The 26742-nt window shown below is 69.9% G+C and carries 20 protein-coding genes; 9 read left to right on the top strand and 11 right to left on the bottom strand.

Annotation, left to right across the window (positions count from 1 at the left end; translation table 11 throughout):
* The first annotated feature begins 230 nt into the window (after positions 1 to 230).
* From tkt to pgl, 6 genes are all read left to right on the top strand, one after another.
* On the top strand, positions 231 to 2360 hold the full coding sequence (gene tkt, locus JOE55_RS01120) for a transketolase (protein ID WP_204781751.1): 2130 nt from the start codon (positions 231 to 233) through the stop codon (positions 2358 to 2360).
* A 117-nt stretch (positions 2361 to 2477) separates the two neighbouring features.
* The gene (gene tal / locus JOE55_RS01115; RefSeq protein ID WP_024290448.1) at positions 2478 to 3584 is read left to right on the top strand and encodes a transaldolase; all 1107 of its coding nucleotides are present in this window, start codon (positions 2478 to 2480) and stop codon (positions 3582 to 3584) included.
* 193 nt (positions 3585 to 3777) lie between these two features.
* Positions 3778 to 5403, top strand: a complete 1626-nt coding sequence (locus JOE55_RS01110; RefSeq protein WP_204781750.1) for a glucose-6-phosphate isomerase — start codon at positions 3778 to 3780, stop codon at positions 5401 to 5403.
* A 241-nt stretch (positions 5404 to 5644) separates the two neighbouring features.
* The gene (gene zwf / locus JOE55_RS01105) at positions 5645 to 7189 is read left to right on the top strand and encodes a glucose-6-phosphate dehydrogenase (RefSeq protein WP_029643793.1); all 1545 of its coding nucleotides are present in this window, start codon (positions 5645 to 5647) and stop codon (positions 7187 to 7189) included.
* Positions 7186 to 8238, top strand: coding sequence for a glucose-6-phosphate dehydrogenase assembly protein OpcA (locus tag JOE55_RS01100; protein ID WP_024290451.1), 1053 nt, complete (start codon positions 7186 to 7188; stop codon positions 8236 to 8238). Before zwf ends, JOE55_RS01100 begins: the two co-directional genes overlap by 4 nt.
* On the top strand, positions 8235 to 9002 hold the full coding sequence (pgl, locus tag JOE55_RS01095) for a 6-phosphogluconolactonase (RefSeq protein WP_204781749.1): 768 nt from the start codon (positions 8235 to 8237) through the stop codon (positions 9000 to 9002). Before JOE55_RS01100 ends, pgl begins: the two co-directional genes overlap by 4 nt.
* A gap of 73 nt (positions 9003 to 9075) precedes the next feature.
* On the opposite strand, the gene secG is transcribed toward pgl, so the two are convergent.
* The 11 genes from secG to JOE55_RS01040 form a co-directional block, all read right to left on the bottom strand.
* Positions 9076 to 9345: a preprotein translocase subunit SecG gene (gene secG, locus JOE55_RS01090; protein ID WP_204781748.1), complete on the bottom strand. Its 270-nt coding sequence runs from the start codon at positions 9343 to 9345 to the stop codon at positions 9076 to 9078.
* A gap of 45 nt (positions 9346 to 9390) precedes the next feature.
* Positions 9391 to 10206: a triose-phosphate isomerase gene (tpiA, locus tag JOE55_RS01085; RefSeq protein WP_204781747.1), complete on the bottom strand. Its 816-nt coding sequence runs from the start codon at positions 10204 to 10206 to the stop codon at positions 9391 to 9393.
* 110 nt (positions 10207 to 10316) lie between these two features.
* Positions 10317 to 11537 carry a phosphoglycerate kinase gene (locus JOE55_RS01080; protein ID WP_204781746.1) on the bottom strand — a complete coding sequence of 407 codons (1221 nt, stop codon included), beginning with the start codon at positions 11535 to 11537 and terminating at the stop codon, positions 10317 to 10319.
* A gap of 245 nt (positions 11538 to 11782) precedes the next feature.
* On the bottom strand, positions 11783 to 12787 hold the full coding sequence (gap, locus tag JOE55_RS01075) for a type I glyceraldehyde-3-phosphate dehydrogenase (protein ID WP_006213188.1): 1005 nt from the start codon (positions 12785 to 12787) through the stop codon (positions 11783 to 11785).
* Positions 12788 to 13118: 331 nt separating this feature from the next.
* Complete coding sequence (gene whiA / locus JOE55_RS01070; protein ID WP_204781745.1) at positions 13119 to 14096, bottom strand: DNA-binding protein WhiA; 978 nt, start codon at positions 14094 to 14096, stop codon at positions 13119 to 13121.
* A gap of 155 nt (positions 14097 to 14251) precedes the next feature.
* Entirely contained in the window at positions 14252 to 15283 is a 1032-nt protein-coding gene (locus JOE55_RS01065; protein WP_204781744.1) for a gluconeogenesis factor YvcK family protein, read from the bottom strand.
* Positions 15284 to 15328: 45 nt separating this feature from the next.
* A complete protein-coding gene (gene rapZ, locus JOE55_RS01060) occupies positions 15329 to 16249 on the bottom strand; it encodes an RNase adapter RapZ (protein ID WP_006213191.1) in 921 nt (306 codons plus the stop codon).
* Positions 16250 to 16293: 44 nt separating this feature from the next.
* The gene (gene uvrC, locus JOE55_RS01055; protein WP_053447370.1) at positions 16294 to 18360 is read right to left on the bottom strand and encodes an excinuclease ABC subunit UvrC; all 2067 of its coding nucleotides are present in this window, start codon (positions 18358 to 18360) and stop codon (positions 16294 to 16296) included.
* Positions 18353 to 19078, bottom strand: a complete 726-nt coding sequence (locus JOE55_RS01050) for a lysophospholipid acyltransferase family protein (protein WP_204781743.1) — start codon at positions 19076 to 19078, stop codon at positions 18353 to 18355. The genes uvrC and JOE55_RS01050 overlap by 8 nt, the downstream gene beginning before the upstream one ends.
* On the bottom strand, positions 19075 to 22059 hold the full coding sequence (gene uvrA, locus JOE55_RS01045; RefSeq protein WP_390886409.1) for an excinuclease ABC subunit UvrA: 2985 nt from the start codon (positions 22057 to 22059) through the stop codon (positions 19075 to 19077). The genes JOE55_RS01050 and uvrA overlap by 4 nt, the downstream gene beginning before the upstream one ends.
* Positions 22060 to 22123: 64 nt before the next feature.
* Positions 22124 to 22543: a hypothetical protein gene (locus JOE55_RS01040; protein WP_204781741.1), complete on the bottom strand. Its 420-nt coding sequence runs from the start codon at positions 22541 to 22543 to the stop codon at positions 22124 to 22126.
* A gap of 185 nt (positions 22544 to 22728) precedes the next feature.
* On the opposite strand from JOE55_RS01040, the gene JOE55_RS01035 reads away from it, so the two are divergent.
* The 3 genes from JOE55_RS01035 to JOE55_RS01025 all read left to right on the top strand — a co-directional run bounded on the left by JOE55_RS01035 (position 22729) and on the right by JOE55_RS01025 (position 26714).
* A complete protein-coding gene (locus JOE55_RS01035) occupies positions 22729 to 23385 on the top strand; it encodes an MBL fold metallo-hydrolase (protein WP_040560244.1) in 657 nt (218 codons plus the stop codon).
* A gap of 33 nt (positions 23386 to 23418) precedes the next feature.
* Complete coding sequence (locus JOE55_RS01030) at positions 23419 to 24033, top strand: flavin reductase family protein (RefSeq protein ID WP_204781740.1); 615 nt, start codon at positions 23419 to 23421, stop codon at positions 24031 to 24033.
* A gap of 71 nt (positions 24034 to 24104) precedes the next feature.
* Positions 24105 to 26714 (top strand): DEAD/DEAH box helicase, encoded by a 2610-nt coding sequence (locus tag JOE55_RS01025; protein WP_204781739.1) that lies wholly within the window; start codon positions 24105 to 24107, stop codon positions 26712 to 26714.
* Positions 26715 to 26742: the final 28 nt, after the last annotated feature.

Genomic DNA, 26742 nt, shown 5'->3' with positions numbered 1-26742 from the left:
ATGGCGTGCGACGGGGATGATCTGCCCAGTCTAGACCCTCATGGCCGCTCGCGCCGTGGCCCGCGACGCATCACCGGCGATGCGACAGGAGGAGGCATCGACTACGCCCTCAGGCAAACCACGGAATCACCCCTTCCGCTGACCGACGGGTGATCTAGGCTGGACCCACGACTCAGGCATCGCCGCACGTGCGAGCGGTGCCACGCACCCCGAGAAAGGACAGTGCACCTGTGCCTCAGTCTGATCAGACACTCACCTGGACCGATGTCGATCGCCGCGCCGTGGACACCGTCCGCGTGCTCGCCGCGGACGCCGTGGAGAAGGTGGGCTCGGGACATCCCGGGACGGCCATGAGCCTGGCCCCGGCCGCCTACCTGCTCTTCCAGAAGGTCATGCGCCATGACCCCAGCGATGATCGCTGGACCGGCCGCGATCGCTTCATCCTCTCCCCGGGCCACACCTCGCTGACGCTGTACATCCAGCTCTTCCTGGGCGGGTTCGGCCTGGAGATGAAGGACCTGGAGGAGCTGCGCACCTGGGGCTCCAAGACCCCGGGCCACCCGGAGTACCGCCATACGGCCGGCGTGGAGATCACCACCGGCCCGCTGGGCCAGGGCCTCTCCTCGGCCGTGGGCTTCGCCTACGCCCAGCGCTACACCCGCGGGCTCTTCGACCCCGAGTCCGCTCCGGGCCAGTCCCCGTTCGACCACCGCGTCTACACGATCGTCTCCGACGGCGACCTCCAGGAGGGCGTGACCTCTGAAGCGTCGTCGCTGGCCGGGCACCAGGAGCTCGGCAACCTCATCGCGATCTACGACCAGAACCAGATCTCGATCGAGGACGACACCGACGTCGCGTTCACCGAGAACGTCGCCGAGCGCTACAAGGCCTACGGCTGGCACGTCCAGACCGTGGACTGGACCGCAGGTGGTCCCAACGGCAACGAGTACGTCGAGGACGTCCAGGCCCTGCACGACGCCATCCGGGCTGCGGAGGCGGAGACCTCCGCCCCGTCGCTGATCTGCCTCAAGACGATCATCGGCTACCCGGCGCCCAGCAAGCAGAACACCGGCGGCATCCACGGCTCCAAGCTCGGTGCCGAGGAGCTCGCGGCCACCAAGAAGGTCCTCGGCTTCGACGCCGAGCAGAGCTTCGTGATCGAGGACGAGGTCCTGTCGCACACCCGCGAGCTCGTCGAGCGCGGCAAGGCCGATCGCGAGGAGTGGGAGAAGGGCTTCGCCGAGTGGCGCCAGGCCCACCCGGACCGCGCCGAGCTCTACGACCGCCTGCGCGACGGCACCCTCCCCGAGGGCTACGCCGAGGCCTTCCCGCAGTTCCCTGCCGGTGAGACCGTGGCCACCCGCGCGGCCTCCGGCAAGGTCATCAACGCGATCGCCGACACCTTCCCCGAGCTGTGGGGCGGCTCCGCCGACCTCGCGGGATCGAACAACACCACGATCGAGTCGGCCAACTCGTTCAACCCGTCCAGCCGCACCACCAAGAAGTTCTCGGCGGACCCGTACGGACGCGTCCTGCACTTCGGCATCCGCGAGCACGCCGCTGCCGCCATCGTCAACGGCATCACCATGTCGTCGCAGACGCGCGCCTTCTCGGGCACGTTCCTGATCTTCTCGGACTACCAGCGCCCGGCAGTGCGCCTCGGCGCGGTCATGCGGGTCCCGTCGATCTACATCTGGACCCACGACTCGATCGGCCTGGGCGAGGACGGCCCCACGCACCAGCCGGTCGAGCAGCTCAGCTCGCTGCGCGGCATCCCGGGCCTGAACGTCGTGCGCCCGGCCGACGCCAACGAGACCTCGGTGGCCTGGCGGACCATCATGGAGACCACGGAGAGCCCCTCCGGCCTGGCGCTGACCCGCCAGAACGTCCCCACGTTCCGCCGCGAGGACATCCACCCGGACGGCGAGGGCGAGGCCTTCGCCTCGGCCGAGGGCACTGCCAAGGGCGGCTACGTCCTGGCCGACGCCCCGGAGGGCACGTCCCTGGACGTCGTCCTCATCGGCACCGGATCCGAGGTGCAGCTGGCCGTGGAGGCCCGCGAGCAGCTCAAGGAGAAGGGCATCGGCGCGCGCGTCGTGTCCATGCCGTGCCGCGAGTGGTTCGACGCCCAGGACCAGGACTACCGCGAGTCCGTGATCCCCCGCGAGCTCACCGCCCGCGTGAGCGTCGAGGCCGGCATCGCCATGTCCTGGAACGACCTGCTCGGCTCGAACGGCCGCGCTGTCTCGCTCGAGCACTTCGGCGCCTCCGCCGCCTACGAGCGCCTCTACAGCGAGTTCGGCATCACCGCCGAGGCCGTCGTCGAGAAGGCCCAGGAGTCCATCGCCGCCGCGAAGTGACGCACCCGGTGACTGCGGCCGATCCGTCGGCCGCAGTCACCGGCCCCAGCACGACCACGCAGCGTCGCCTGCACCGCAGACGCACTGACGATCCTTCGACATCACAGGAGCATCATCATGACCGACACCACTGCCAAGCTCTCCCAGGCCGGAGTCTCCATCTGGCTCGACGACCTCTCCCGCGAGCGTCTGAGCACCGGCAACCTGCAGGAGCTCATCGACACCAAGGACGTCGTGGGCGTGACCACGAACCCCACGATCTTCGCGGGCGCGCTGTCCAACGGGGAGTCCTACGCGGCTCAGGTCAAGGAGCTGGCCGCCGAGGGCGTCGACGTCGACGAGGCCGTCTTCCGGATCACGACCGACGACGTCCGCGACGCATGCGACGTCTTCGCCCCGATCGCCCAGGCGACCCAGGGCAAGGACGGCCGCGTCTCGATCGAGGTCGATCCCCGGATGGCGAATGACGCCCAGGCCACCTCGGAGATGGCCCAGCGCCTGGCGCAGACCATCGATCGCGACAACGTGCTGATCAAGATCCCGGCCACCGAGGTCGGCCTCCCCTCGATCACTGCCACGCTGGCCGAGGGCATCTCGGTCAACGTGACCCTGATCTTCTCGCTCGAGCGCTACCGTGCCGTCATCAACGCCTTCCAGACCGGTCTGGAGCAGGCGCTGGAGAACGGCAAGGACCTCTCGAAGATCCACTCGGTCGCCTCGTTCTTCGTCTCCCGCGTGGATTCCGAGGTCGACAAGCGCCTGGATGCCATCGGCACCGATGAGGCGACCGCGCTGAAGTCCAAGGCCGGCCTGGCCAATGCCCGCTTGGCCTACCAGGTCTACCAGGAGGCGTTCTCCACGGAGCGCTGGAAGCGCTTGGCCTCGGCCGGCGCCAACGCCCAGCGCCCCCTGTGGGCCTCGACCGGCACCAAGGACCCGTCGCTGCCGGACACGCTCTACGTGGACGGACTGGTGGCCGCCGACGTCGTGAACACCATGCCGGAGAAGACCCTGGACGCCGTGGCCGATCACTCGGAGATCACCGGCGACACGATCACCGGCACCTATGACGAGTCCAACGCGCACCTGGACCGCCTGGCCGAGCTGGGCATCGACTACGACGAGGTCGTGAACCTGCTCGAGAAGGAGGGCGTCGAGAAGTTCGAGGCCTCCTGGGCCGAGCTGCTCGAGACCGTGCAGTCGGCGCTGGACTCCTCGCGCTGAGTCCCTCAGGCCACCGGATCTCGCGTCTGCTCGCTGTCCGGTGGCCCCCGTCGGCCCGTCCGCTCCGGCCGTCGCCGCAGCGGACGGGCCGACGCACCGCAGGACCGCAGCATCGCAGGACTTCAAGCATCGGATCGCGAGGCAGATCGGCCGCCGACGGCCGAACCGGAGCCCCGCTCATCGAGAGGACATCATGAGCACCCTTTCCGTCACCGCCGCGGGCGCCGCCCGCGAAGCCATCGATCGCCACGTGCCGCAGCTCGTCGAGGACCGCTTCGCCTCGCGGCTGTTCGCCAAGGACCACACCCTGTGGGGCGCCGACGCCGAGGACGAGGCCTCGAAGCGCCTGGGCTGGGTCGAGGCGCACGACGTCTCCCGCCCCCTGATCGAGGAGATCCTCGAGCTTCGCTCGGCGTTCGAGGCCGAGGGCGTCGACCGCTTCGTGCTCGCGGGCATGGGCGGCTCCTCGCTGGCCCCCGAGGTCATCACCCGCACCGCAGGCGTGGAGCTGTTTGTGCTCGACTCCACGGACCCGGTGATGGTCCAGGCGGCGCTGTCGGATCGCATCGGCCGCACCGCGGCGATCATCTCGTCCAAGTCCGGCTCGACCGTCGAGACCGACTCGGCCCGTCGCGCCTTCGAGAAGGCCTTCACGGATGCCGGGATCGATCCGGCGCGCCGTCTGGTGGTCGTGACCGATCCGGGCTCCCCGTTCGATATGACCGCCCGCGAGGCCGGGTATCGCGCCGTCTTCAACGCCGATGCCTCGGTGGGCGGGCGCTTCTCCGCCCTGACGGCCTTCGGCCTGGTCCCCTCGGGGCTGGCAGGCGCAGACATCACCGCCCTGCTGGATGACGCCGAGGCCGCCGCCGAGATGCTGCGCGAGGACGCCGAGGACAACCTGGCTCTGCGCCTCGGTGCGGCCCTTGGCGGCACCTCGCCGCTGCGCGACAAGATCGTGCTGCAGGACCGCGGCTCCGGCATCGTCGGATTCGCCGACTGGGCCGAGCAGCTGATCGCCGAGTCGACCGGCAAGCTCGGCACCGGCATCCTCCCCGTCGTCGTGGGCCAGGACGCTCCCGAGCTGCAGGCCCCCGTGGCCGCCGACGTCCTGCCGGCGCTGCTGGTGGCCTCGGACGACGAGAGCGTCCTGACTGGAGATGTCGACGCCGTGGCGGTCGCCGGCTCGCTCGGCGCGCAGATGCTGCTGTGGGAGGTGGCCACCTCCGTGGCCGGCGCCCTGCTGAAGATCAACCCGTTCGATCAGCCGGATGTCGAGTCCGCCAAGATCGCCACTCGCGCCGTGCTCGCGGACAAGCCCGAGCCGACTCCGGCGGACCTCGTCGACGGCTCCGTGGAGATCCGCGGCGACGCCTCGCTGCTGGGCGGAGCCGATGACCTGCGCGGGGCCATCCAGGCTCTGCTGAAGACGCTGCCGGACAACGGCTACCTGGCTGTCCAGGCGTACTTCGACCGTCTGACCTGGACCGAGCTCGAGGATGCCCGTCCGCTGCTGGCCAGCATCACCGGACGTCCCACCACGTTCGGCTGGGGCCCGCGCTTCCTCCACTCGACCGGTCAGTTCCACAAGGGCGGCACCCCCGTGGGCTCGTTCCTGCAGATCACTGCAGCCTCGGACACCGACCTGGACATCCCGGGCGGCGACTTCACCTTCGGCGAGCTGATCTCCGCCCAGGCCGACGGCGACGCCCAGGTGCTGCGCGAGCACGACCGCCCCGTGCTGCAGCTGCGCCTCACCGATCGCGAGACCGGCGTCAGCCAGGTGCTCGACGTCCTGCACGCGATCCTGGGCCGCTGACCCGGTCCTGGCAGAACCGGACCCCATCCGGCCTCAGCCTGCGCCGCGCCGTCGCCCGCTCTCAGGGCGGCGGCGCCGCGCACGCCGGACCCGGCTCTCGCCGCGTTCTCGCGCTGCTCCCCCGCCGTCGCCGCTCGGCCGTCGTCGGGCAGGAGTAGTCTCGTCCCCGCCCGACGTCCTCGGATGCTCCGCGCACCCGACGTCGTGCCCGCACCCCAGCCCTGCTCTCCAGAGGAGCCCCGTGCCGCATTCCGCACCTCCTTCGACCAATCCGCTGCGCGATCCCCGCGATCGCCGCCTCGCCCGCGTTGCCGCACCGTCGGCCCTCGTGCTCTTCGGCGTGACGGGCGATCTCGCCCGCAAGAAGCTGCTGCCCGCCATGTATGACCTCGTGAACCGGGGCCTGCTGCCGCCGTCGTTCTCGCTGGTCGGCTTCGGACGCCGCCAGTGGAGCCACGAGGACTTCGCCGCCTACGCCCGCAAGTCGGTGATGGCCAACGCCCGCACCGAGTTCCAGGAGACCGTGTGGCAGCAGTTCGCCGCCGGCCTGCGCTTCGTGCAGGGCGAGTTCGACGACTCCGCCGCCTACGACCGCCTGGCCGAGGTCCTCGCCGAGCTCGATGAGGACCGCGGCACCCGGGGCAACCACGCCTTCTACCTCTCGATCCCGCCCAAGGCCTTCGAGCTCGTGTGCCAGCAGCTGGCCGAGCACGGCCTGGCGGAGAACCCCGAGGCCGAGGGTTGGCGCCGCGTGGTCATCGAGAAGCCCTTCGGCCACGATCTCGAATCCGCCAAGGAGCTCAACTCGATCGTGGAGAGCGTGTTCTCCCACGACGCGATCTTCCGGATCGACCACTACCTGGGCAAGGAGACGGTCCAGAACATCCTGGCCATGCGCTTCGCCAACGCCATGTACGAGCCCCTGTGGAATGCCGACCACATCGATCACGTGCAGATCACCATGGCGGAGTCGATCGGGATCGGGACCCGCGCCGGGTACTACGACGGCGTGGGCGCGGCCCGCGACGTCATCCAGAACCACCTGCTGCAGCTGCTGGCGCTGACCGCCATGGAGGAGCCCGGCAGCTTCACCGCCCGTGCGCTGCGCTACGAGAAGGCCAAGGTCCTCTCGGCCGTCGTGCTCGGCGACGACCTCGGCGAGTCCTCGGCCATCGGCCAGTACGGCGAGGGCCTGCAGGGCGGCGAGGAGGTCAAGGGCTTCCTCGAGGAGCAGGACATCCCCTCGGACTCGCGCACGGAGACCTTCGCGGCGCTGCGCCTGGAGGTCGACAACCGCCGCTGGCAGGGCGTGCCGTTCTTCCTGCGGGCCGGAAAGCGCCTGGGCCGGCGCGTGACCGAGATCGCGGTGATCTTCAAGCGCACCCCCAACCGCCTGTTCACCCCGCACGACACCGAGGAGTTCGGTCAGAACGCGGTCGTGATCCGCATCCAGCCCGACGAGGGCGTGACGATCCGCTTCGGCTCGAAGGTCCCCGGCACGCAGTCGGAGATCCGCGACGTCACCATGGACTTCGGCTATGGCCATGCGTTCACCGAGTCCTCCCCCGAGGCCTACGAGCGCCTGATCCTGGACGTGCTGCTCGGCGAGCCGCCGCTGTTCCCGGATCACGAGGAGGTCGAGCTGTCCTGGAAGATCCTCGACCCGTTCGAGCAGTACTGGGCCGCCCATGACGTGCGCCCCGAGACCTACGCCCCCGGCTCCTGGGGACCAGCATCGGCGGACCGGCTGATGCAGCGAGAAGGAAGGACCTGGAGGCGACCGTGATCATCACCCTCGAGAACACCACCACCGCAGACGTCGACAAGACCCTGCAGCGCCTGCGCGAGGAGAGCGGCGTGGTCACCCTGGGCCGCGTCCTCACGCTCGTGATCGTGGCCGAAGCCGGGCACTCCGAGAAGGCCCTGGATGCCGCGATCGAGGCCTCCCACGAGCACCCGTGCCGCATCATCATGCACGTGGCGCACTCCGTGAACGACTCCACGCGCCTGGACGCCCAGGTCCGCGCCGGCGGCGACGCCGGTGCCTCGGAGGTCGTCGTGCTGCACGGCTACGGCGAGCTCGCCGAGCCGTCCGAGACCCTGGTCTCGGCGCTGCTGCTGCCGGACGCCCCCATCGTGGCCTGGTGGCCGCATCGGGTGCCGGTCAGCCCCGCCGCGTCGTCGATCGGCCGGATCGCCCACCGCCGCATCACCGACTCCACCACCGCGGAGGACGTCGTGCAGACGCTGGCAGACCTGGCGGCCAACTACCGTCCCGGCGACACCGACATCTCCTGGACGCGGCTGACCATGTGGCGCGTCCAGCTCTCGGCGGCCTACGAGCAGGCCCCGCCCAGCCCCATGGTCGAGGTCGTCATCACCGGCGCCGAGGACTCCTCCCGCGTCCGGCTGCTGGGGTCCTGGCTGGGTTCTCGGCTGGACTGCCCCGTGCGCCTGGAGCACCCGGAGCACTGCGAGCACGGCCTGGACACGGTCCGCCTGGTCCGCGAGGACGGCGAGATCGTCCTGGACCGCCCAGGCGACACCCTGGCCACGCTGAGCCAGCCCGGTCAGCACGACCAGACGGTCGCCCTGCCGCACCGGACCCTCAGCGCCTGCCTGGCCGAGGAGCTGCGCCGCCTGGACCCGGATGAGGTCTACGGCGACGTCCTGCGCGCGGTGGTCGACTTCGAGACCCTGTTCCAGGCCGGGCAGTCCCCCGCCGAGTCCGGATTCGCGGATCCCGCAGAATCGACGGATCAGCTGTGGATCTCCGGCCAGGAGGCCGACGCCGAGGCAGCCGAGCAGGAGCACCTCACGGAGGAGCGGTCATGAGCGCACCCGAGATCCGCACCGCCTCGTCCAAGGACGAGCTCGCCGACCTGGTGACCCGCGAGGCGATCGCGGTCCTCGCGCAGGCCCAGCGGCAGCGCGGCCGCGCCTCGATCGCCCTCACCGGCGGGACCATGGGCACCAAGTCAGTCGCTGCCCTAGCCGCGGCCTCGCGGACCACGGAGCAGGACCTGAACTGGTCCCGGATCGATTTCTGGTGGTCGGATGAGCGCTTCCTGCCCCGCGGCGATTCCGAGCGCAATGTGCAGCAGGCCATGGACGCCGTGACCGCCGCGGCCCCCGAACTGCAGCTGCCGCCGGAGAACGTCCACGTGATCGGCAGCGCCGATGAGTTCTCCACGCCGGAGGACTCCGCGCAGGACTACCTCGACGAGCTTCGCGCTGCGGCCGCCGATCAGGGCACCGGCGGGCTTCCGCCCCTCGACATCGCCCTGCTGGGCGTGGGCCCGGACGGCCATGTGGCCTCGGTGTTCCCGGGGCATCCGGAGCTGGAGATCGAGGAGGCCACTGTGGTGGCCGTCCACGACTCCCCCAAGCCGCCCCCGCTGCGCGTGTCCATGACGCTGCCGCTGATCCGCACCGCCGCCCACGTGTGGTTCGTGGTGGCCGGCGAGGACAAGACCGAGGCCGTGGGCCGCCTGCTGGCCGGAGGTCCGCTCGAGCAGACGCCGGCCTGCGGTGCCCGGGGCACCGTCAGCACGCGCCTCTACGGCACGCCCGACGCCCTTCCCGAGGGCCGCGGCTGAGATGGAGCACAGCAAAGAGGCCCTGCCTCCCCGAGAAGGGGAGGCAGGGCCTCTTTCCTGCGGCGACTGCGGCTCAGAGTCCGGCGGTCGGAGCCGCGGTCTCCATGAAGCGCATCGAGATGCCGTAGGCGGCGATGCACACAGCCCAGACGATGATCACCGTGGTGGTCAGCCGCACGAGGTTCTTCTGCGCGACGCCCGACGTGTTCAGCGACTGGGTCATGCCGCCGCCGAACATGTCCGACAGTCCGCCGCCCTTGCCCTTGTTGAGCAGGACCAGGACGACCGCCAGAACGCTGGTGAGGACGATGATCCCCAGCAGGATGTCTTGCAGGATCTCCATGGATCTCCCTCTGAAGTCGTGGTCCGGGCAGCCGACCGAGCGAGATCAGTCGGTCGTGAGGTGCTGCTCGAACTTCACAATGCTAGCAAACTCATCCGCATCGAGGCTGGCACCACCGACCAGGGCGCCGTCGACGTCCTTGCCGCGCAGGATCTCCGCGACGTTCTTGGACTTCACGGAGCCGCCGTAGAGGATGCGGGTCGACTGGGCTGTCTGCTCGTCGTAGAGCTTCACGAGCTCGGCGCGGATGGCCGCCGACATCTCCTGGGCATCCTCCGCTCCGGCGACCTTGCCGGTGCCGATGGCCCACACGGGCTCGTAGGCGATGACGAGCTGGGCGACCTTCTCGGCCGGCAGGCCCTTGATCGAGCCGCGGACCTGCTCCAGCGTGTGCTCCACGTGCCGGCCGGCCTCGCGGACCTCGAGGCCCTCGCCGACGCACAGCACCGGGGTCAGGCCGTGGCGGTGGGCGGCCTCGATCTTGGCCCGGCACTGCTCGTCGGTCTCGCCGTGGATCGTGCGGCGCTCGGAGTGCCCGACCAGCACGTACGTGCAGCCGAGCTTGGCCAGCATCTCCCCGGAGATGTCGCCGGTGTAGGCGCCGGAATCCTGATCGGAGAGGTCCTGGCCGCCGAAGCGCACGGGCAGGTCATCGCCGGTCACGACGGTCTGCACGGAGCGCAGGGCGGTGAAGGGCGGGAACACGGCGACCTCGACGCGGTCGAAGTCGTGCTTGGCATCCTGCAGCGTCCACGCCAGCTTCTGCAGCAGAGCCACGCCCTGCTGGTGGTCGAGGTTCATCTTCCAGTTGCCGGCGATCAGCGGAGTGCGATCGAATGCGCCATTGGTCTGCGAGGTCATGGGAGTCTCCTTCGTGTGCGGCCCACGGGGCCTGTCGGTGCGGGGTTGCGCCGCCGTCGTCGTGCGGCCCGTGCTCGGCACGACGACGGCGGCGATGAAGCGGGAGCGGATCAGCCCATCACGGCGACGCCCGGCAGCTCCTTGCCCTCGATGAACTCCAGGGATGCGCCGCCGCCGGTGGAGATGTGTCCGAACTGGTCGTCCGAGAAGCCGAGCGTGCGCACGGCGGCTGCGGAGTCGCCGCCGCCGATGACGGACATGCCCGAGCCCTCGGCCAGCGCCTCGGCGATCGCCCGGGTGCCGCCGGAGAACGCCTCCATCTCGAACACGCCCGCGGGCCCGTTCCAGAAGATCGTCTTGGCGGCGCGGATGGCCTCCGCGAAGGCCTTGGCGGAGTCCGGTCCGATGTCCAGGCCCATGCCGGAGTCGCCCATGGAGCCGCCCTCGATGTCCTCGACGGGACGGACCTCGTGCTCGGCGTCGGCGCTGAAGGAGGCCGCGTAGACGATGTCGGTGGGCAGGACGATCTCCGTGCCCTCCCCCGCCGCGCGATCGAGGTAGCCCTTCACGGTGTCGAGCTGATCGTCCTCCACGAGCGAGGAGCCGATCGAGTAGCCCTGCGCCTTGAGGAAGGTGAAGACCATGCCACCGCCGATCAGCAGCTGATCGGCGCGGCCGATGAGGTTCTCGATCACGGCGAGCTTGTCCGAGACCTTGGATCCGCCCATGACGACCACGAACGGATGATCGGGATTCGAGACGACCTTGGTCAGGACGTCGACCTCGGTCTTGACGAGATCGCCCAGGTAGGACGGCAGGATCTTGGCGACGTCGTAGACGGAGGCGTGCTTGCGGTGCACGGCACCGAAGGCATCGCCCACGAACGCACCGTTCTCACCGGTGAGGGCAGCGAGCTCCTGGGCGAACTGATGGCGCTCGGTCTCGTCCTTGGACGTCTCGCGGGGATCGAAGCGCACGTTCTCGATGACCAGGACCTGGCCGTCGCTCAGCGCCTCGGCCTTGGCCTGGGCGTCCTCGCCCACGACATCGGAGGCAACCTGGACGTCGAGGTCCGAGAGCTCGGCGAGCTTCTGGGCAGCCGGGGCGATCGAGTACTGGGGATCGACCTGGCCCTTGGGGCGGCCCAGGTGGGCGCACACGATGACGCGGGCGCCGGCCTCCGAGAGCTTGGTGATCACGGGCAGCGAGGCGCGGACGCGGCCGTCGTCGGTGACGGTCGAGCCGTCGAGCGGCACGTTGAGATCGGAGCGGACCAGGACGCGGCGTCCCGAGACGCCCTCGGCGAGCAGATCATCCAGTGACTTGGCCATGGCGGTGTTCCCTTCTTGTGGCTTCTGGCGGTGCCCGCGCGGGGTCCGGCGGGTCCGCGGCGCGGACTGCCTCCAGTATCCCGTCTGCGCGGGCGGAACGGCGGTTGCAGCTCCGATGTCGGTGCGCGGGTGCGCAGACGACAGCGCGCGGGGCGCCGCAGCGAACAGCTGCAGTGCCCCGCGCGCGAGGTGCCTCACGACCAGGTGCCGGCCGGGGCCGAGCAGGCGGTCGTGCAGAGGCTCGATCAGAACTTGGAGGCGACCAGGTTCGTCAGGGAGACCAGGCGGGAGGTGTAGCCCCACTCGTTGTCGTACCAGGCGATGACCTTGACCTGGTTGTCGATGACCTTGGTCAGCGGGGCGTCGAACACGGTCGAGACCGGGTAGCCCTCGATGTCCTTGGACACGATGGGATCCTCGCTGTACTCGATGATGCCCTTCATGGGGCCCTCGGCGGCCTTCTTCATGGCCGCGTTGACCGACTCGACGGTGACGTCCTTGGCGACGTCGATCGTGAGGTCCACCAGCGAGCCGGTGGGGGTGGGAACGCGCACGGCGAAGCCGTCCAGCTTGCCCTGCAGCTCCGGCAGCACCAGGCCGACGGCCGCGGCCGCACCGGTGGTGGTGGGGACCATGTTCAGGGCGGCGGCACGGGCGCGGCGCAGGTCCTTGTGGGGGGCGTCCTGCAGTCGCTGATCCGAGGTGTATGCGTGGATGGTGGTCATCAGGCCGCGCTCGATGCCGAACTCGTCGTTGAGGACCTTGGCCATGGGAGCCAGGCAGTTCGTGGTGCAGGACGCGCCGGAGACGATGTTCTGCGTGGCGGGATCGTAGGAGTCCGCGTTGACGCCGAACACGAAGGTGCCGTCGATGTTCTTGCCCGGAGCGGACAGGACGACCTTCTTGGCGCCGGCCTCCAGGTGGGCCTTGGCAGCGTCGCCGTTGGTGAAGAAGCCGGTGGACTCCACGACGATGTCCACGCCGAGCTCGCCCCAGGGCAGGTTCGCCGGATCCTTCTCGGCCAGCAGCTTGACCTCGTGCCCGTCCACGGTCAGGGTGTCGTTCTCGAGCGAGACCTCACCCGGGAAGCGGCCGTTGATGGAGTCGTACTTCAGCAGGTGAACCAGCGTCTGCGCCTCGGTGAGGTCGTTCACGGCGACGATCTCGATGTTCTCGCCCTGCTCGCGGACTGCGCGGAAGAAGCTGCGTCCGATGCGGCCGAAGCCGTTGATGCCAACCTTGATGGTCACTGCGATCGATCTCCTTGTCTGAGGTGACGTCGTTCGACGAGTGCGCAACCAGTCCGTCCCAGCGGTTCAGAGCCGGGCGCACATCTGATCGCTCGAGGTTGAGTGGGCTTCCGAGGGAACGCAACTGTTCGCACGTCCGTCCGGGCGCTCCCGGATCGACGCTGTCGTTCCGGGCCCTTCAGCCTCTCGTCCCCTTCAGTCTAGTGGCATGGACCGCAGTTGCCCAGAGGATCGCAGAGAAAAGCCCGACTTCCTCGGGCACCCTCGGCACAGGAACACACATAAACCAACATTCAGGCCGATGAAGGCGGCCCGGAGGTCGCCTTCCGGCTCAGGCGCGCTCGCCCGGCTCCCCGCCCTCGGTGCCGGCGATGCCCAGCTCCTCGGCGCGGCGGTCGGCCATGGCCAGCAGTCGGCGGATGCGCCCGGCGATCGCATCCTTGGTCAGCACCGGATCCGACAGGCGCCCCAGCTCGTCCAGGGAGGCCTGCTTGTTGGCCAGGCGCAGCTCGCCGGCCATTCGCAGGTGCTCGGGGACGTCGTCGCCGAGGATCTCCATGGCCCGCTCGACGCGCGCGCCGGCGGCCACGGCTGCCTGCGCCGAGCGGCGCAGGTTGGCGTCGTCGAAGTTGGCGAGGCGGTTGGCGGTCGCACGGACCTCCTTGCGCATGCGCCGCTCCTCCCACGTCATGAGGCAGTCATGGGCGCCCATGCGGGTCAGCAGCGCGGCGATCGCATCTCCGTCGCGGATCACCACCCGGTCGCCGCCGCGGACCTCGCGCGCCTTGGCGATCACGTCCAGGCGACGGGCCGCACCCACCAGCGCCAGAGCCGCCTCGGGACCGGGGCAGGAGAACTCCATGGCACCGGAGCGCCCGGGCTCTGTGAGCGAGCCGTGGGAGAGGAAGGCTCCGCGCAGCACGGCGGCGGCATCGCCGACCGAGCCGTTGACCACGACCGGAGGCAGCCCGCGCACCGGTCGTCCGTGCGCATCCAGCAGGCCGGTGCGGCGGGCCAGGGCCTCGCCGTCCCGTGCCACGCGCAGCACGTAGTTGCTGCCTCGGCGCAGTCCTCCTCCGCCGGAGATCACGCCGAGCTCGCAGGCGTGGCCGAACTCCTCGATGACGATGGACCTCATGCGCCGGGCCACCGCAGCCGTGTCCAGCTCGATCTCGATGACGATGCGCCCGGAGACGATGTGCAGGCCGCCGGAGAAGCGCAGGACGGCGGAGAGCTCAGCGCGGCGCTCCGAGGCCTTGGTGACCTCGGTGCGGGCGAGCTCCTCCTTGACCGATGCCGTGAGGGACATCAGATTCCTTTCGGTGCAGAAGCTGTGGGGGTGCTCCGGCGCGCATCAGCCCGAAGCGCGCCGGAGGCACCGGGACACCATAGCGGCAGCCCCTGCTCACCGCCCATTCGACGGTGCATCGTTCCCGGTGCGACCAGGGCGGTCGCGGCAGCGGCTCAGCGCTCCATGACCTCCTGATACGCCGCCGCCAGCTTCAGCGGCGAGTGGATCGACAGCCCCTCAGCCCGGCGCAGATCGGCGAAGTGCACGATCGCGCCCATCCGCGCCGCCGCCCGCTCCAGGGCCTCGCGGTCCTCCACGGAGCTCGGATCGGCCACGACGGCGTCGATCCCGACGTCCGGGGCGTAGTGGCGCAGGATCTCGAGCTCCTGTGCGCTCGTCTTGCCCTGCGTCTCCGAATCCCGGGACAGGTTCATGGTCACGAACTTCATGCCCTCGGTGTCGCGGATCGCCTGGCGCATCTCCGGCATGAGCAGGTGCGGCAGCACCGAGGTGTGCCACGAGCCCGGGCCCAGGATCACGCAGTCGGCCGACTCGATCGCGCTCAGAGCCTGCAGGCACGGCTCGGCGTCGACCGGCAGGAGCCGGACGTCGCGGATGTACGGCTCGCGCGCCAGATCCACCTGGCCGGTGACGGTGCGCAGGCCCTCGGGGGCGGTGTCATCCGGGACCTCGCCCTCGATGACCAGCGGAGTCAGCGACATGGGCAGCACGGTGCCCTCGGCCTCCAGCAGGGCGCCGGCCCAGCGCAGGCCTTCGACGGGATCGCCGAGCAGCTCCCACAGGGTCACGATCAGCAGGTTGCCCAGCGCGTGGCCGTCGAGCGAGCTCAGCCGCTCCGGCCCGGAGTCGAAGCGGTGCTGCATGACGTCGCGCCAGGTCATCCCCCAGTCGGAGTCATCACACAGCGCCGACAGGGCCATTCGGAGGTCGCCGGGGGGAAGGACGTCCAGCTCCTGGCGGAGCCGACCTGAGGAGCCGCCGTCGTCGGCGACGGTGACCACGGCAGTGAGCCGCTTGGTCAGCAGGCGCAGCGCCGACAGCGAGGCGGACAGGCCGTGGCCGCCTCCCAGGGCGACGACGGAGCGGCCGCTCTGGCGCCGCGGTCGCGGCGCTGCGCCGCCCTGGCGGGGGCTCTGCGGCGAGCGTCCCTGCGGGGGGGCGTCGGGCAGTCGGTTCTCGGTCATGGTGCGGTCCAGGTGATCGTGGCGGTCGTGGGTCGGGGCGGCGGCCTACTCGCGGCCCACGTCCCGATGCTCGACGTTCACGACGACGCGCGGCAGCTTGGACAGCCGCTTGGCGACCTCCTCGGTCATGGCCACCGAGCGGTGCTTGCCGCCGGTGCAGCCGATCGCGATGGTCGCGTAGTGCTTGTTCTCCGTGCGGTAGCCCTCGAAGACCGGCTCCAGCATGGAGGTGAAGCGCTCCACGAACGTGCGGGCTCCGTCGCCCTGGAAGACGTAGTCGCGCACCTCCTTGTCCCGTCCGGTGCGCGGGCGCAGGGCCGGCACCCAGTGGGGGTTCGGGATGAAGCGGACGTCGGCGACGTAGTTGGCGTCGGCGGGCACGCCGTACTTGAAGCCGAAGCTCATGACGGTCAGGCGCAGGACCACGGGGCCGTTCGTGGAGTACAGATCCGCGACCGCCTTCGACAGGCCGTGGACGTTGAACGACGACGTGTCCAGCACGACGTCGGCGGATTCGCGCAGCGCCGAGAGCAGCCGGCGCTCGGCTGCGATGCCGTCCAGGATCCGGCCTCCGGCCTGCAGCGGATGAGGACGGCGCTGGTGCTCGTAGCGAGCGACCAGCACCTCGTCCGAAGCCTCGAGGAACAGGATCGAGAACTCGACCCCGTTGGCCTCCAGCGCCGAGAGCGTGTCCTGCATGTCGTCGAACAGGGCCTTGCCGCGGACGTCGATCACGACCGCCAGGCGCGGGATGGCCTCCGGCGAGCGGGAGACCACATCCGCCAGTGTCTGCAGCATCTGCGGCGGCAGATTGTCGACGACGTACCAGCCCTGATCCTCCAGGGCGTTGGCCGCCGTGGAGCGCCCCGCCCCGGACAGACCGGTGACCACGAGCAGCTCGGCCGTGCGCGGACGCTCCGGGCGCGCCTGATCCTGGCCCGGGGTCGAGTGGGTGTTCTCCGTCATGTTCTGCCTCCTGGCTCCAGAGCCTATCCCGACGCGCGGGGGTCTCAGTCGAGGATCTCGCCGGTGTCCATGTCGACGGCCGGCAGCGGCTCCTCGGAGCCGTCCTGCTCGGCGTGCAGCCCCGCGAAGACCTTCAGCGCCAGGGCGCTGCCGAAGCCGGGGACCTCCTCGAGCTGCTCGACGCGGGCCTCCTTGATCTTCTTGACGGAGCCGAAGTGCTTGAGCAGGGCCTTCTGCTTGGCGGGGCCCACGCCCGGGAGGTCGTCCAGCACGGAGGCCGTCATGGCCTTGCCGCGCTTGGCGCGGTGGAACGTGATGGCGAAGCGGTGGGCCTCGTCGCGCACGCGCTGGACCAGGTACAGGGCCTCGGAGGCGCGCGGCAGGATCACGGGGAACTCGTCGTCCGGGACCCAGACCTCCTCGAGCCTCTTGGCCAGCCCGACGACGGCGACATCGTCGATGCCCAGATCCTCCAGGGCTCGGGCGGCCGCGGCGACCTGGGGCGGGCCGCCGTCGACGATCACGAGGTTCGGCGGGTAAGCGAAGCGCCTGCGCTGGGCGGGGTCATCGGCCAGGTCCTCCTGGTCGAGCTCTCCGGTGCGCGGGGCCTGCTGCTCCTGCTGCTGCTCGAGGTGGCGGCGGAAGCGCCGGTGGATGACGTCGTACATGGAGGCGGTGTCATCGCGGGCTGCCTCTCCCGTGATGGAGAACTTCCGGTACTCGGCCTTCCGGGGCAGTCCGTCCTCGAAGACGACCATGGAGGCCACGACGTTGCTCCCCTGCACGTGGGAGATGTCATAGCACTCGATGCGCATGGGGGCATCGGGCAGATCCAGGGCCTCCTGCAGCTGCTGCAGGGAGGCGGAGCGGGTGGTGATGTCCCCGGCGCGCCGCGACTTGTGCAGGGCGAGGGCCTGCCGCGCGTTCTCCTGAACCGTCTGCATGAGCTGGGCCTTCTCGCCGCGCTGCGGCGTGGACACGGAGACCCGAGAGCCGCGCAGCTCGGTGAGCCACTGCTCCATCTGCTCGCGGTCCTCGGGCTCCTGGGAGACCAGCACGGTGCGCGGGACGGCGTCCTCTCGGTAGTCCATCTCGGCGCTGCGCGGACGGTGGTGGCTGCCCTCCGCGGCCTCGCGGGCGCGCTGGACCTCGCGCTGCTCGACGGCGGCGGACTCGGTCTCGCCGTAGACCTGCTGCAGCAGCACCTGCAGCAGGTGCCCGGCATCGGTCTCCTCCACCTTCTCGGTCACCCAGCCGCGCTGGCCCCGGATGCGCCCGCCGCGCACGTGGAAGACCTGGACGGCGGCCTCGAGCTCGTCGTCGGCCAGGGCGAAGAAGTCGGCGTCGACGGCGTCGGAGAGCACGACGGCATTGCGCTCGAAGGCCTTGCGCAGGGCCTCGACGTCGTCGCGGCGGGCCGCCGCGGTCTCGAAGTCCATCTGCGCCGCCGCCTGCTTCATGAGCCGCTCCTGCTCGCGGATGAACGGCTCGGCGTGCCCGGCCATGAACCGGCAGAGGTCATCGACCAGGTCACGGTGGTCCTCGACCGAGATCTGCCCCACGCAGGGTGCCGAGCACTTGCCGATGTAGCCCAGCAGGCAGGGCCGCCCCGAGCGCTCGGCGCGGCGGTAGACGCCCTTGGAGCAGGAGCGCACCGGGAAGACGCGCAGCAAGGCGTCGAGGGTCTCGCGGATGGCCCAGGCCTGGGAGTAGGGGCCGAAGTAGCGGGTGCCCTTCTGCTTGGCGCCTCGGGTCACCATGGCCCGGGGCACCTCCTCCCCCAGCGTGATGGCCAGGTAGGGGTAGGACTTGTCGTCCCGGTAGGCGATGTTGAAGCGCGGGCGGAACTGCTTGATCCAGGTGTACTCGAGCTGCAGGGACTCCATCTCCGAGCCGACCACGACCCACTCCACGCCGGCGGCCGTGGTGACCATGGCTCGGGTCTTGGGGGCCAGCGTGGACGGCGGGGCGAAGTAGGACCACAGCCGGTTGCGCAGGTTCTTGGCCTTGCCGACGTAGATGACGCGCCCGGTCTCGTCGCGGAAGCGGTAGACGCCGGGGTCCTGCGGTATCTCGGATCGCTGGGGGCGGTAGGAGGCCGGATCAGCCACGCCGGGCATCCCCCTCCAAGGTCGTGGAGGTGTTGAAGGTCTCCGCACGCTCCTGGCCCGACAGCTGCCCGATCGCCTCCATGACCCGGTCGGTCAGCTCACGGCGCTGCCTGCCGGTCTGGCGGCCCTCGGCGCGCGGGACCTCGATCAGCTCGCCCAGGCTCACGGTGAACCGGCGCGGGCGCGGCCACGTGGTCCCCAGCGGCTGGACGTCCTGCGTGCCCTCCAGGGCGACGGGGAGGATCGGAGCCCCCGTGCTCAGCGCGGCGTGCGCCACACCGGTGCGGCCGCGGTAGAGGCGTCCGTCGCGGGAGCGGGTGCCCTCCGGGAAGACGCCGAAGACTCCCCCGGCCTCGAGCAGCTCGATCGCCGGATCCATGGCGGCCGCCGCATCGCGACGCGACGAGCGGTCCACCGGGATGATGCCCAGCAGCTCGTAGACCTGGCGCATGGCCCAGCCGCGGCTCCCCGGCGTGTTCAGCGGCGAGGCCTTGGCGATGAAGGAGACCCGTCGCGGGAAGATCGCGGAGAGGATGATGCTGTCGATCAGCGCGCGGTGGTTCGAGGCCACGATCACCGGCCCCTCGGCCGGGAAGTTCTCCTTGCCGCGGATCTGCGCGCGGCACAGGACCATGAAGGCGGCGGCCACGGCGCGCTGCGTGGTGCGGTAGAGCCCGATCTGCGCGGGGACCGCACGCAGCCTGTCCAGCGCGCTCATCGTGCGGCCCCCGCCCCGACGGCCTCGGCCTGGCCCTCGATGACGGCGCCGTCCAGGATCTCCCGCAGGAACTCGCCCGTGAAGCTGTCCGGCGACGCGGCGACGTCCTCCGGGGTGCCCTGGGCCACGACCGTGCCGCCGCCCGAGCCGCCCGTGGGGCCCATGTCCACGACCCAGTCCGCGGTCTTGATGACGTCGAGGTTGTGCTCGATCACCATGACGGTGTTGCCCTTGTCGACCAGGGCGTGCAGGACCTGCAGCAGCTTGGAGATGTCCTCGAAGTGCAGTCCGGTGGTGGGCTCGTCCAGCACGTAGATGGTCTGGCCCCGGGACTGGCGCTGCAGCTCCGCGGCGAGCTTGACGCGCTGGGCCTCGCCGCCGGAGAGCGTGGTGGCCGGCTGGCCCAGTCGGACGTAGCCAAGCCCCACATCCACGAGGGTGTTCAGGTGCCGGGCGATCGCCGTGTAGGCGGAGAAGAACTCGGCGGCCTCCTCGATCGGCATGTCCAGGACCTCGGCGATGTTCTTGCCCTTGTACTGGACCTCGAGGGTCTCGCGGTTGAAGCGGGCTCCCTTGCAGACCTCGCACGGGACGTAGACGTCCGGCAGGAAGTTCATCTCGATCTTCAGGGTGCCGTCGCCGGCGCAGGCCTCGCAGCGCCCGCCCTTGATGTTGAACGAGAACCTGCCCGGCTGATAGCCGCGGATCTTGGCCTCCTGGGTGTCCGCGAACAGCTTGCGGATCCGGTCAAACACACCGGAGTAGGTGGCCGGGTTGGAGCGAGGGGTCCGTCCGATCGGCGACTGGTCCACGTGCACGATCTTCTTGAGCTGGTCCATGCCCTCGATGCGCTTGTGCCGCCCGGGGACCTGCTTGGCGCCGTTGAGCTCGTTGGCCAGGCGGGTGTAGAGGATGTCGTTGACCAGGGAGGACTTGCCCGATCCGGACACGCCCGTCACCGCGGTCAGCACGCCCAGCGGGAACTCGACGTCCACCCCGCGCAGGTTGTTCTCCTTGGCGTCGATGACCTTGAGCATGCGCTTCCGGTCGATCGGCCGGCGCTGAGCGGGCACCGCGATCTCCCGGCGACCGGCCAGGTAGTCGGCGGTGATCGACTCGCGGTTCTCGAGCAGGTCGTCGTAGCCGCCGGTGTGCACGATCCTGCCGCCGCGCTCGCCGGCGCCCGGGCCGACGTCGACGATCCAGTCGGCCTCCCGGATGGTGTCCTCGTCGTGCTCGACGACGATCAGCGTGTTGCCCATGTCCCGCAGCTTGATCAGGGTCTGGATCAGGCGCCTGTTATCGCGCTGGTGCAGGCCGATGGACGGCTCGTCCAGGACGTAGAGCACGCCGACCAGCCCAGCGCCGATCTGCGTGGCCAGGCGGATGCGCTGGGCCTCGCCGCCCGAGAGCGTGGCGGCCGGGCGCTCGAGGTCCAGGTAGTCCAGTCCGACGTCCAGCAGGAAGTTCAGCCTGGCGTGGATCTCCTTGAGCACCTGGTCGCCGATCTGCGCCTCCCGGGTGGAGAGATCCAGCGACTGGAAGAACTCGAGGGCCTCGCGCATGGGCAGGCGCGTGGCATCGGCGATGGACAGCCCGCCCACGGTCACGCTGAGCATGGTGGGGTTCAGCCGCTTGCCGTCGCAGGCCGGGCAGGGCACCACGCGCATGTACTGCTCGTAGCGCTCCTTGGCCGAGTCCGACTCGGTCTCCTCCCGCTTGCGGCGGATGTAGCCGTAGACGCCCTCGAAGCCCTGGGTGTAGCGGCGCTCGCGGCCCCAGCGGTTCTTGTAGGAGACGGTGACCTGGAAGTCCTTGCCCTCGAGCAGCGCCTTGCGCGCCGCCTTGGGCAGGTCCTTCCACGGAGTGACGAGATCGAAGCCCATCTCCTCGCCCAGTCCCGCCATGAGGCGGTTCCAGTAGTCGCTGTGGGCCTTGCCCTGCGACCACGGCTGGATGGCGCCCTCGACCAGCGTGAGGTCCTCGTCCGGCACGACCAGGGTCTCGTCCGCCTCCAGGCGCGAGCCGATGCCGTCGCACTCCGGGCACGCGCCGAACGGAGCGTTGAACGAGAACGACCGGGGCTCGATCTCCGCGGCCCCGATGGGGTGGTCATTGGGGCAGGCCAGGTGCTCCGAGAACGTGTGCCGACGCTCCACGCCCTCCGGCAGCTCCTCCCCCTCGCGGGTGACGATCTCGATGACGACGCGGCCGTCGGCCAGCCCCAGCGCGGTCTCGACGGAGTCGGTGAGGCGGCGCTCGGCGCCCTCCTTGATGACCAGGCGGTCGACGACGACCTCGATGTCGTGCTTGATCTGCTTCTTGAGCTTGGGCGGATCGTCCAGCGAGATCTGCTCGCCGTCGATCACGGCGCGCGAGTAGCCGGACGTGGTCAGGGAGGACAGCAGGTCCTCGAACTCGCCCTTGCGGCGGCGGACGACGGGGGCCAGCACCTGGAAGCGGGTGCGCTCCGGCAGCTGCATGACGCGGTCCACGATCTGCTGCGGGGTCTGTCGCGTGATCGGCTCTCCGCACTGCGGGCAGTGGGGGTGGCCCACGCGCGCCCAGAGCAGTCGCATGTAGTCATAGATCTCGGTGATCGTGCCGACCGTGGAGCGGGGATTGCGCGAGGTCGACTTCTGGTCGATCGACACCGCCGGAGACAGGCCCTCGATGAAGTCGACGTCCGGCTTGTCCACCCGCCCCAGGAACATGCGGGCGTAGGAGGACAGCGACTCGACGTAGCGGCGCTGGCCTTCCGCGAAGATGGTGTCGAACGCCAGGGACGACTTCCCGGACCCGGACAGGCCGGTGAACACGACCATGGAGTTGCGGGGGATGGTGAGGTCGACGTCCTTGAGATTGTGCTCGCGGGCGCCGCGGATCACGATCTCCTTCAGGTCGGCTCCGGGCGCGGTGCTGCGGGGGCTCTCAGGAGCGTGCTGGCTGGGGGTGAGAGTTCGTTCGGACACGTCCGGAATGGTATCGGCAGGAGCCGACACCGCAGGCACGGATCAGCCCACCGCGAAGGCCCCGCCAGGCGACTCAGTGCAGGCCGCGCCGGTAGGCCACCAGCAGCCAGCCCACGTTCACGAAGATCCCGATGATCGCCGGCAGCGCGACCCCGAAGCTCCACAGCAGGCCCGTGGCCGCCGACAGCGCGAAGACCACCAGCCCCAGGAAGCACAGCACCGCCATGACGTGCAGCATCCAGTGCTGGCCCCACAGCCAGATCAGCAGCGGCACGACGTAGAGGATCGTCAGGCCCAGGACTGTGGTCAGCGAGGGACCCGGCTCGGTCCCCTGGACCTCGGGCAGGGAGGAGGCCTCGACGATCTCGGCGTCGTGGCTCTGCACGTAGATCATGGCCAGGAAGCTGAGCAGCGAGGCGAGGCTCAGGACGATCAGCCGCGGCGGACGACGCGTCTCCCAGACCTCGTCGGCGGGCGGGAGGATCTGAGGCACGGCGGGCTCCTGGGGGTCGGCGGACGGCCTGGTCGGTCTTGAGCGCGGCAGCGCCCGCGGCCAGGGTATCGGGGTCGAACCCGTGGCACGTCTCCGCAGCCGAGGGGTGAGAGGGGCCTCACATCAGTGCTGTCACGTGCCACGCCGGGGTGCCGCGGGCCGGAAGAATCTCTACAGTGGGCGCCATGAACGTCACCGAGACCGCCGCCATCGAGCTGGCGGAGATCACCGTCCGCCGCATCGTGGTCGGCGAGATGCAGAACAACGTGTACCTGCTCACCTCCAAGGAGCACGGCTCCCAGGTGCTGATCGACGCTGCGGCCGATGCTCGCGCCATCGCCGGGCTCGTGGGCGCCGGCTCCACGGACTGCTCGCTGTCGGGCAGCCTGCAGATGATCATCACCACGCACTCCCACCACGATCACATCGGGGCGCTCGAGGAGGTCAAGTCCCGCTCCGAGGCCGTCACGGCCTGCGGCACCGACGACGAGGACGACATCGCCGTCGAGATGGACCTGACGCTCGATGACGGAGACGTCGCCGAGTTCGAGGGCTTCGACCTGGAGGTCATCGGCCTGCCGGGTCACACCCCTGGCTCCATCGGCCTGGTCTACCGCGACCCCCAGGGCCCGGTGCGCATCTTCACCGGTGACGCCCTCTTCCCGGGCGGCGTCGGCAAGACGAACTCGCCGGAGGCCTTCCAGCAGGCCTACACGTCAGTCGTCGAGCGGATCTTCGACCGGTTCGACGACGACACCGTGATCCACCCCGGCCACGGCGAATCCACCACGCTGGGCCAGGAGCGCCCGTCGCTGGACGAGTGGCGCGAGCGCGGCTGGTGAGCCGCAGCCCGTCCACAGCCTCCGCCCGCTGAGATGGAGATCCAGCGCAGGTCCTTCGACCCGGATGAGCTCGGCGCTCGCGAGACGACGCTGCTGGTCAAGTCCCTGTTGATCCCGCGGCCGATCGCCTGGGTCGGCACCCGCGACGCCGACGGCACGGACAACCTCGCTCCGCACTCGTTCTTCACGATGGCCTCCGAGGATCCGCCGATCGTGCTGTTCACCTCGAGCGGGCGCAAGGACACCCTGCGGGCGATCGAGCAGACCGGCGAGTTCACGATCTCGCTCATCAGCGCCGCCCAGCGCGAGGCCGCGAACCAGACCTCAGCGCCCTACGCGCCCGAGATCAGCGAGTTCGACGCCGCACGCATCCCCGCTCTGCCCTCCCAGCTCGTCTCGGCCCCGGCGGTCGCCGGCTCCCCCGCCGTCCTGGAGTGCCGGTGCGAGCAGGTCATCCCGGTCGGGGACAGCTTCGTGGTCCTGGGACGCGTCCTGCACGTGAGCGTGGACGAGTCGGTCCTGCGCACCGACGACCGCGGCCGGACCCTGCCCGAGGCTCGGCTGCTCGATCCCATGAGCCGCCTGGGGCGCAACGAATGGGCGCAGCTGGGGACCATCCACGCGATGGACCGGCCGCAGCAGGCCTGAGTGCTGCACCGGCGGGCACCGGGCTGCGGCGGTGCTGCGCTGTCGTCGGGCCTGGCTAGGCTTGGCCCACGATGACACTGCTGAGCGCCCTCTCCCCCGCCCTAGCCGCCGCCGGCTCCCGCTATCTGCGCGGTGACTTCGCGCGCAACCCTCTGAGCTCGGACGAGATCTATGAGGGGTTCCACGGCTGGGCCGCCGAGGCCGGGATCGAGCTCTACCCGCATCAGGACGAGGCCGTGCTCGAGTTCGCAGGCGGCGCCAACGTCATCCTGGCCACGCCCACCGGATCCGGGAAGTCGCTCGTGGCCATGGGCGCGCACTTCGCGGCCATGGCCCGGGGACAGCGCTCGTACTACACCGCCCCGCTCAAGGCGCTCGTGTCGGAGAAGTTCTTCGCGCTGTGCCAGGCCTTCGGGGCGGAGAACGTCGGCATGGTCACCGGCGACTCCGCGGTCAACCCGGACGCGCCGATCGTGTGCTGCACGGCGGAGATCCTGGCCAACATCGCGCTGCGCGAGGGCTCGGACGCCGACCTCGGGCCCGTCGTCATGGACGAGTTCCACTTCTACGCCGACCCGCAGCGCGGCTGGGCCTGGCAGGTGCCGCTGATCGAGCTGCCGCAGGCCCAGTTCCTGCTGATGTCCGCCACCCTGGGCGACGTCACCCGGTTCGACGACCGGATGCGCGAGCTCACCGGTCGGGACACCGCCGTCGTCGACGACGCCGAGCGCCCGGTCCCGCTGAGCTACTACTACTCGGAGGTCCCGGTCCACGAGCAGATCGACGAGCTGGTGAGCACGCATCAGGCGCCCGTCTACGTGGTCCACTTCTCCCAGCTGCAGGCCATGGACCAGGCACAGGCGCTGATGAGCGTCAACGTGCTGTCCAAGGAGGAGAAGGAGCAGGTCGCCGAGATGATCGCCGGCTTCCGCTTCGCGGCCGGCTTCGGCAAGACCCTGAACCGGCTCGTGCGCCACGGGATCGGCGTCCATCACGCGGGGATGCTGCCCAAGTACCGGCGGCTCGTGGAGCAGCTGGCCCAGCGCGGTCTGCTCAAGGTCATCTGCGGCACCGACACCCTGGGGGTGGGCATCAACGTCCCCATCCGCACCGTGCTGATCACCGCGCTGTCCAAGTTCGACGGCAACCGCACCAGGCGGCTCAATGCGCGCGAGTTCCACCAGATCGCAGGCCGCGCAGGGCGTGCGGGATTCGACACCCAGGGCACCGTCGTGGTGCAGGCTCCCGAGCACGACATCGAGAACAAGAGGGCGCTGGAGAAGGCGCGACGCAAGCATGGGGACGATGAGAAGAAGCTGCGTCAGATCCCGCGCAAGAAGCCCCCGCAGGGCTTCGTGGCGTGGTCGCGCAAGACCTTCGAGACCCTCATCGAGGCCCAGCCCGAGCCGCTGCGGGCGTCGTTCCACATCACGCACGCCATGCTGCTGAACCTGCTGCAGCGCCCTGGAGACCCCGTCCGGGCGACCGCCCATCTGATCGCCCACACGGACGCCCCGGCACCGGAGCGCCGCCAGATGGTCCGCGATGCCCTGTCGATACTGCGCGAGCTGCTGGCCACCGAGGTCGTCGAGAAGCTGCCCGAGCCGGATGAGCACGGCAGCCGCTACCGTCTCACCATCGACCTGCAGGAGAACTTCGCCCTCAACAGCCCGCTCTCGCCGTTCGCCCTGGCCGCGCTCACCCTGTTAGATCCGGAGGCGCCGGAGTACACGCTGGACATCGTCTCCGTCATCGAGGCCACCCTGGACCGTCCGCGCCAGGTGCTGATCATGCAGGAGAAGAAGGCCAAGACCGAGGCCCTGGCCACCATGAAGGCCGAGGGCCTCGAGTACAACGAGCGGATGCGCGAGCTCGACGAGATCACCTGGCCCATGCCGCTGCGAGAGATGCTCGAGGACGCGTTCGAGACCTACCGCACCTCCGCCCCCTGGGTTGCCCAGCACGAGCTGACGCCCAAGTCGGTCGTCCGCGACATGTTCGAGCGCGCCATGACCTTCGGGGACTACGTCCAGCACTACGGGCTGGCCCGCTCCGAGGGCATCCTGCTGCGCTACCTCTCGGACGCCTACCGCGCGCTGCGCCAGACCGTGCCCCAGGACCTGCGCACCGAGCCGTTCGACGACCTCGTCGAGTGGCTCGGCGAGACCATCCGCCAGACGGACAACTCCCTGCTCGACGAGTGGGAGAAGCTCACCGAGGGCGGCTCCCCCGCCGGCACCCCGCAGGACTCCGTCGAGGAGCTGCTCGAGGAGCAGGCCCCCGCGATCACCCGCAATCCTCGGGCCTTCCGGGTCATGGTGCGCAATGCGCTGTTCCAGCGCGTGGAGCTGTTCGCCGACGAGAAGGAGAAGGTCCTGGGCGCCCTCGACGGCGAGTCCGGCTGGGACCGGGAGCGTTGGGCGGAGGCCATGGACGCCTACTTCGGCGAGTACCAGGACATCTACACCGATGCTCAGTCCCGCGGTCCCGCACTGATCCGCATCGACGAGAGGCCCGAGGGCCTGGACGGCTTCTGGAGCGTCCAGCAGGTCTTCGACGACCCCGAAGGCCACCACGACTTCGGGATCAACGCCAGGATCGACCTGGCGGCCTCGGACGAGGACGGATTCCCCGTGGTGCGCGTCGACAACGTGGGCCCTATCACCGAGACCGGCAGATAATGCGCTTGCAGCACCATAGTGGTCTATG

The organism is Kocuria palustris, assembly GCF_016907795.1.
Lineage (GTDB): Bacteria > Actinomycetota > Actinomycetes > Actinomycetales > Micrococcaceae > Kocuria > Kocuria palustris.
The sequence above is the reverse complement of the archived record's forward strand: the minus strand, read 5'-3'. Positions and strand labels throughout refer to the sequence as shown.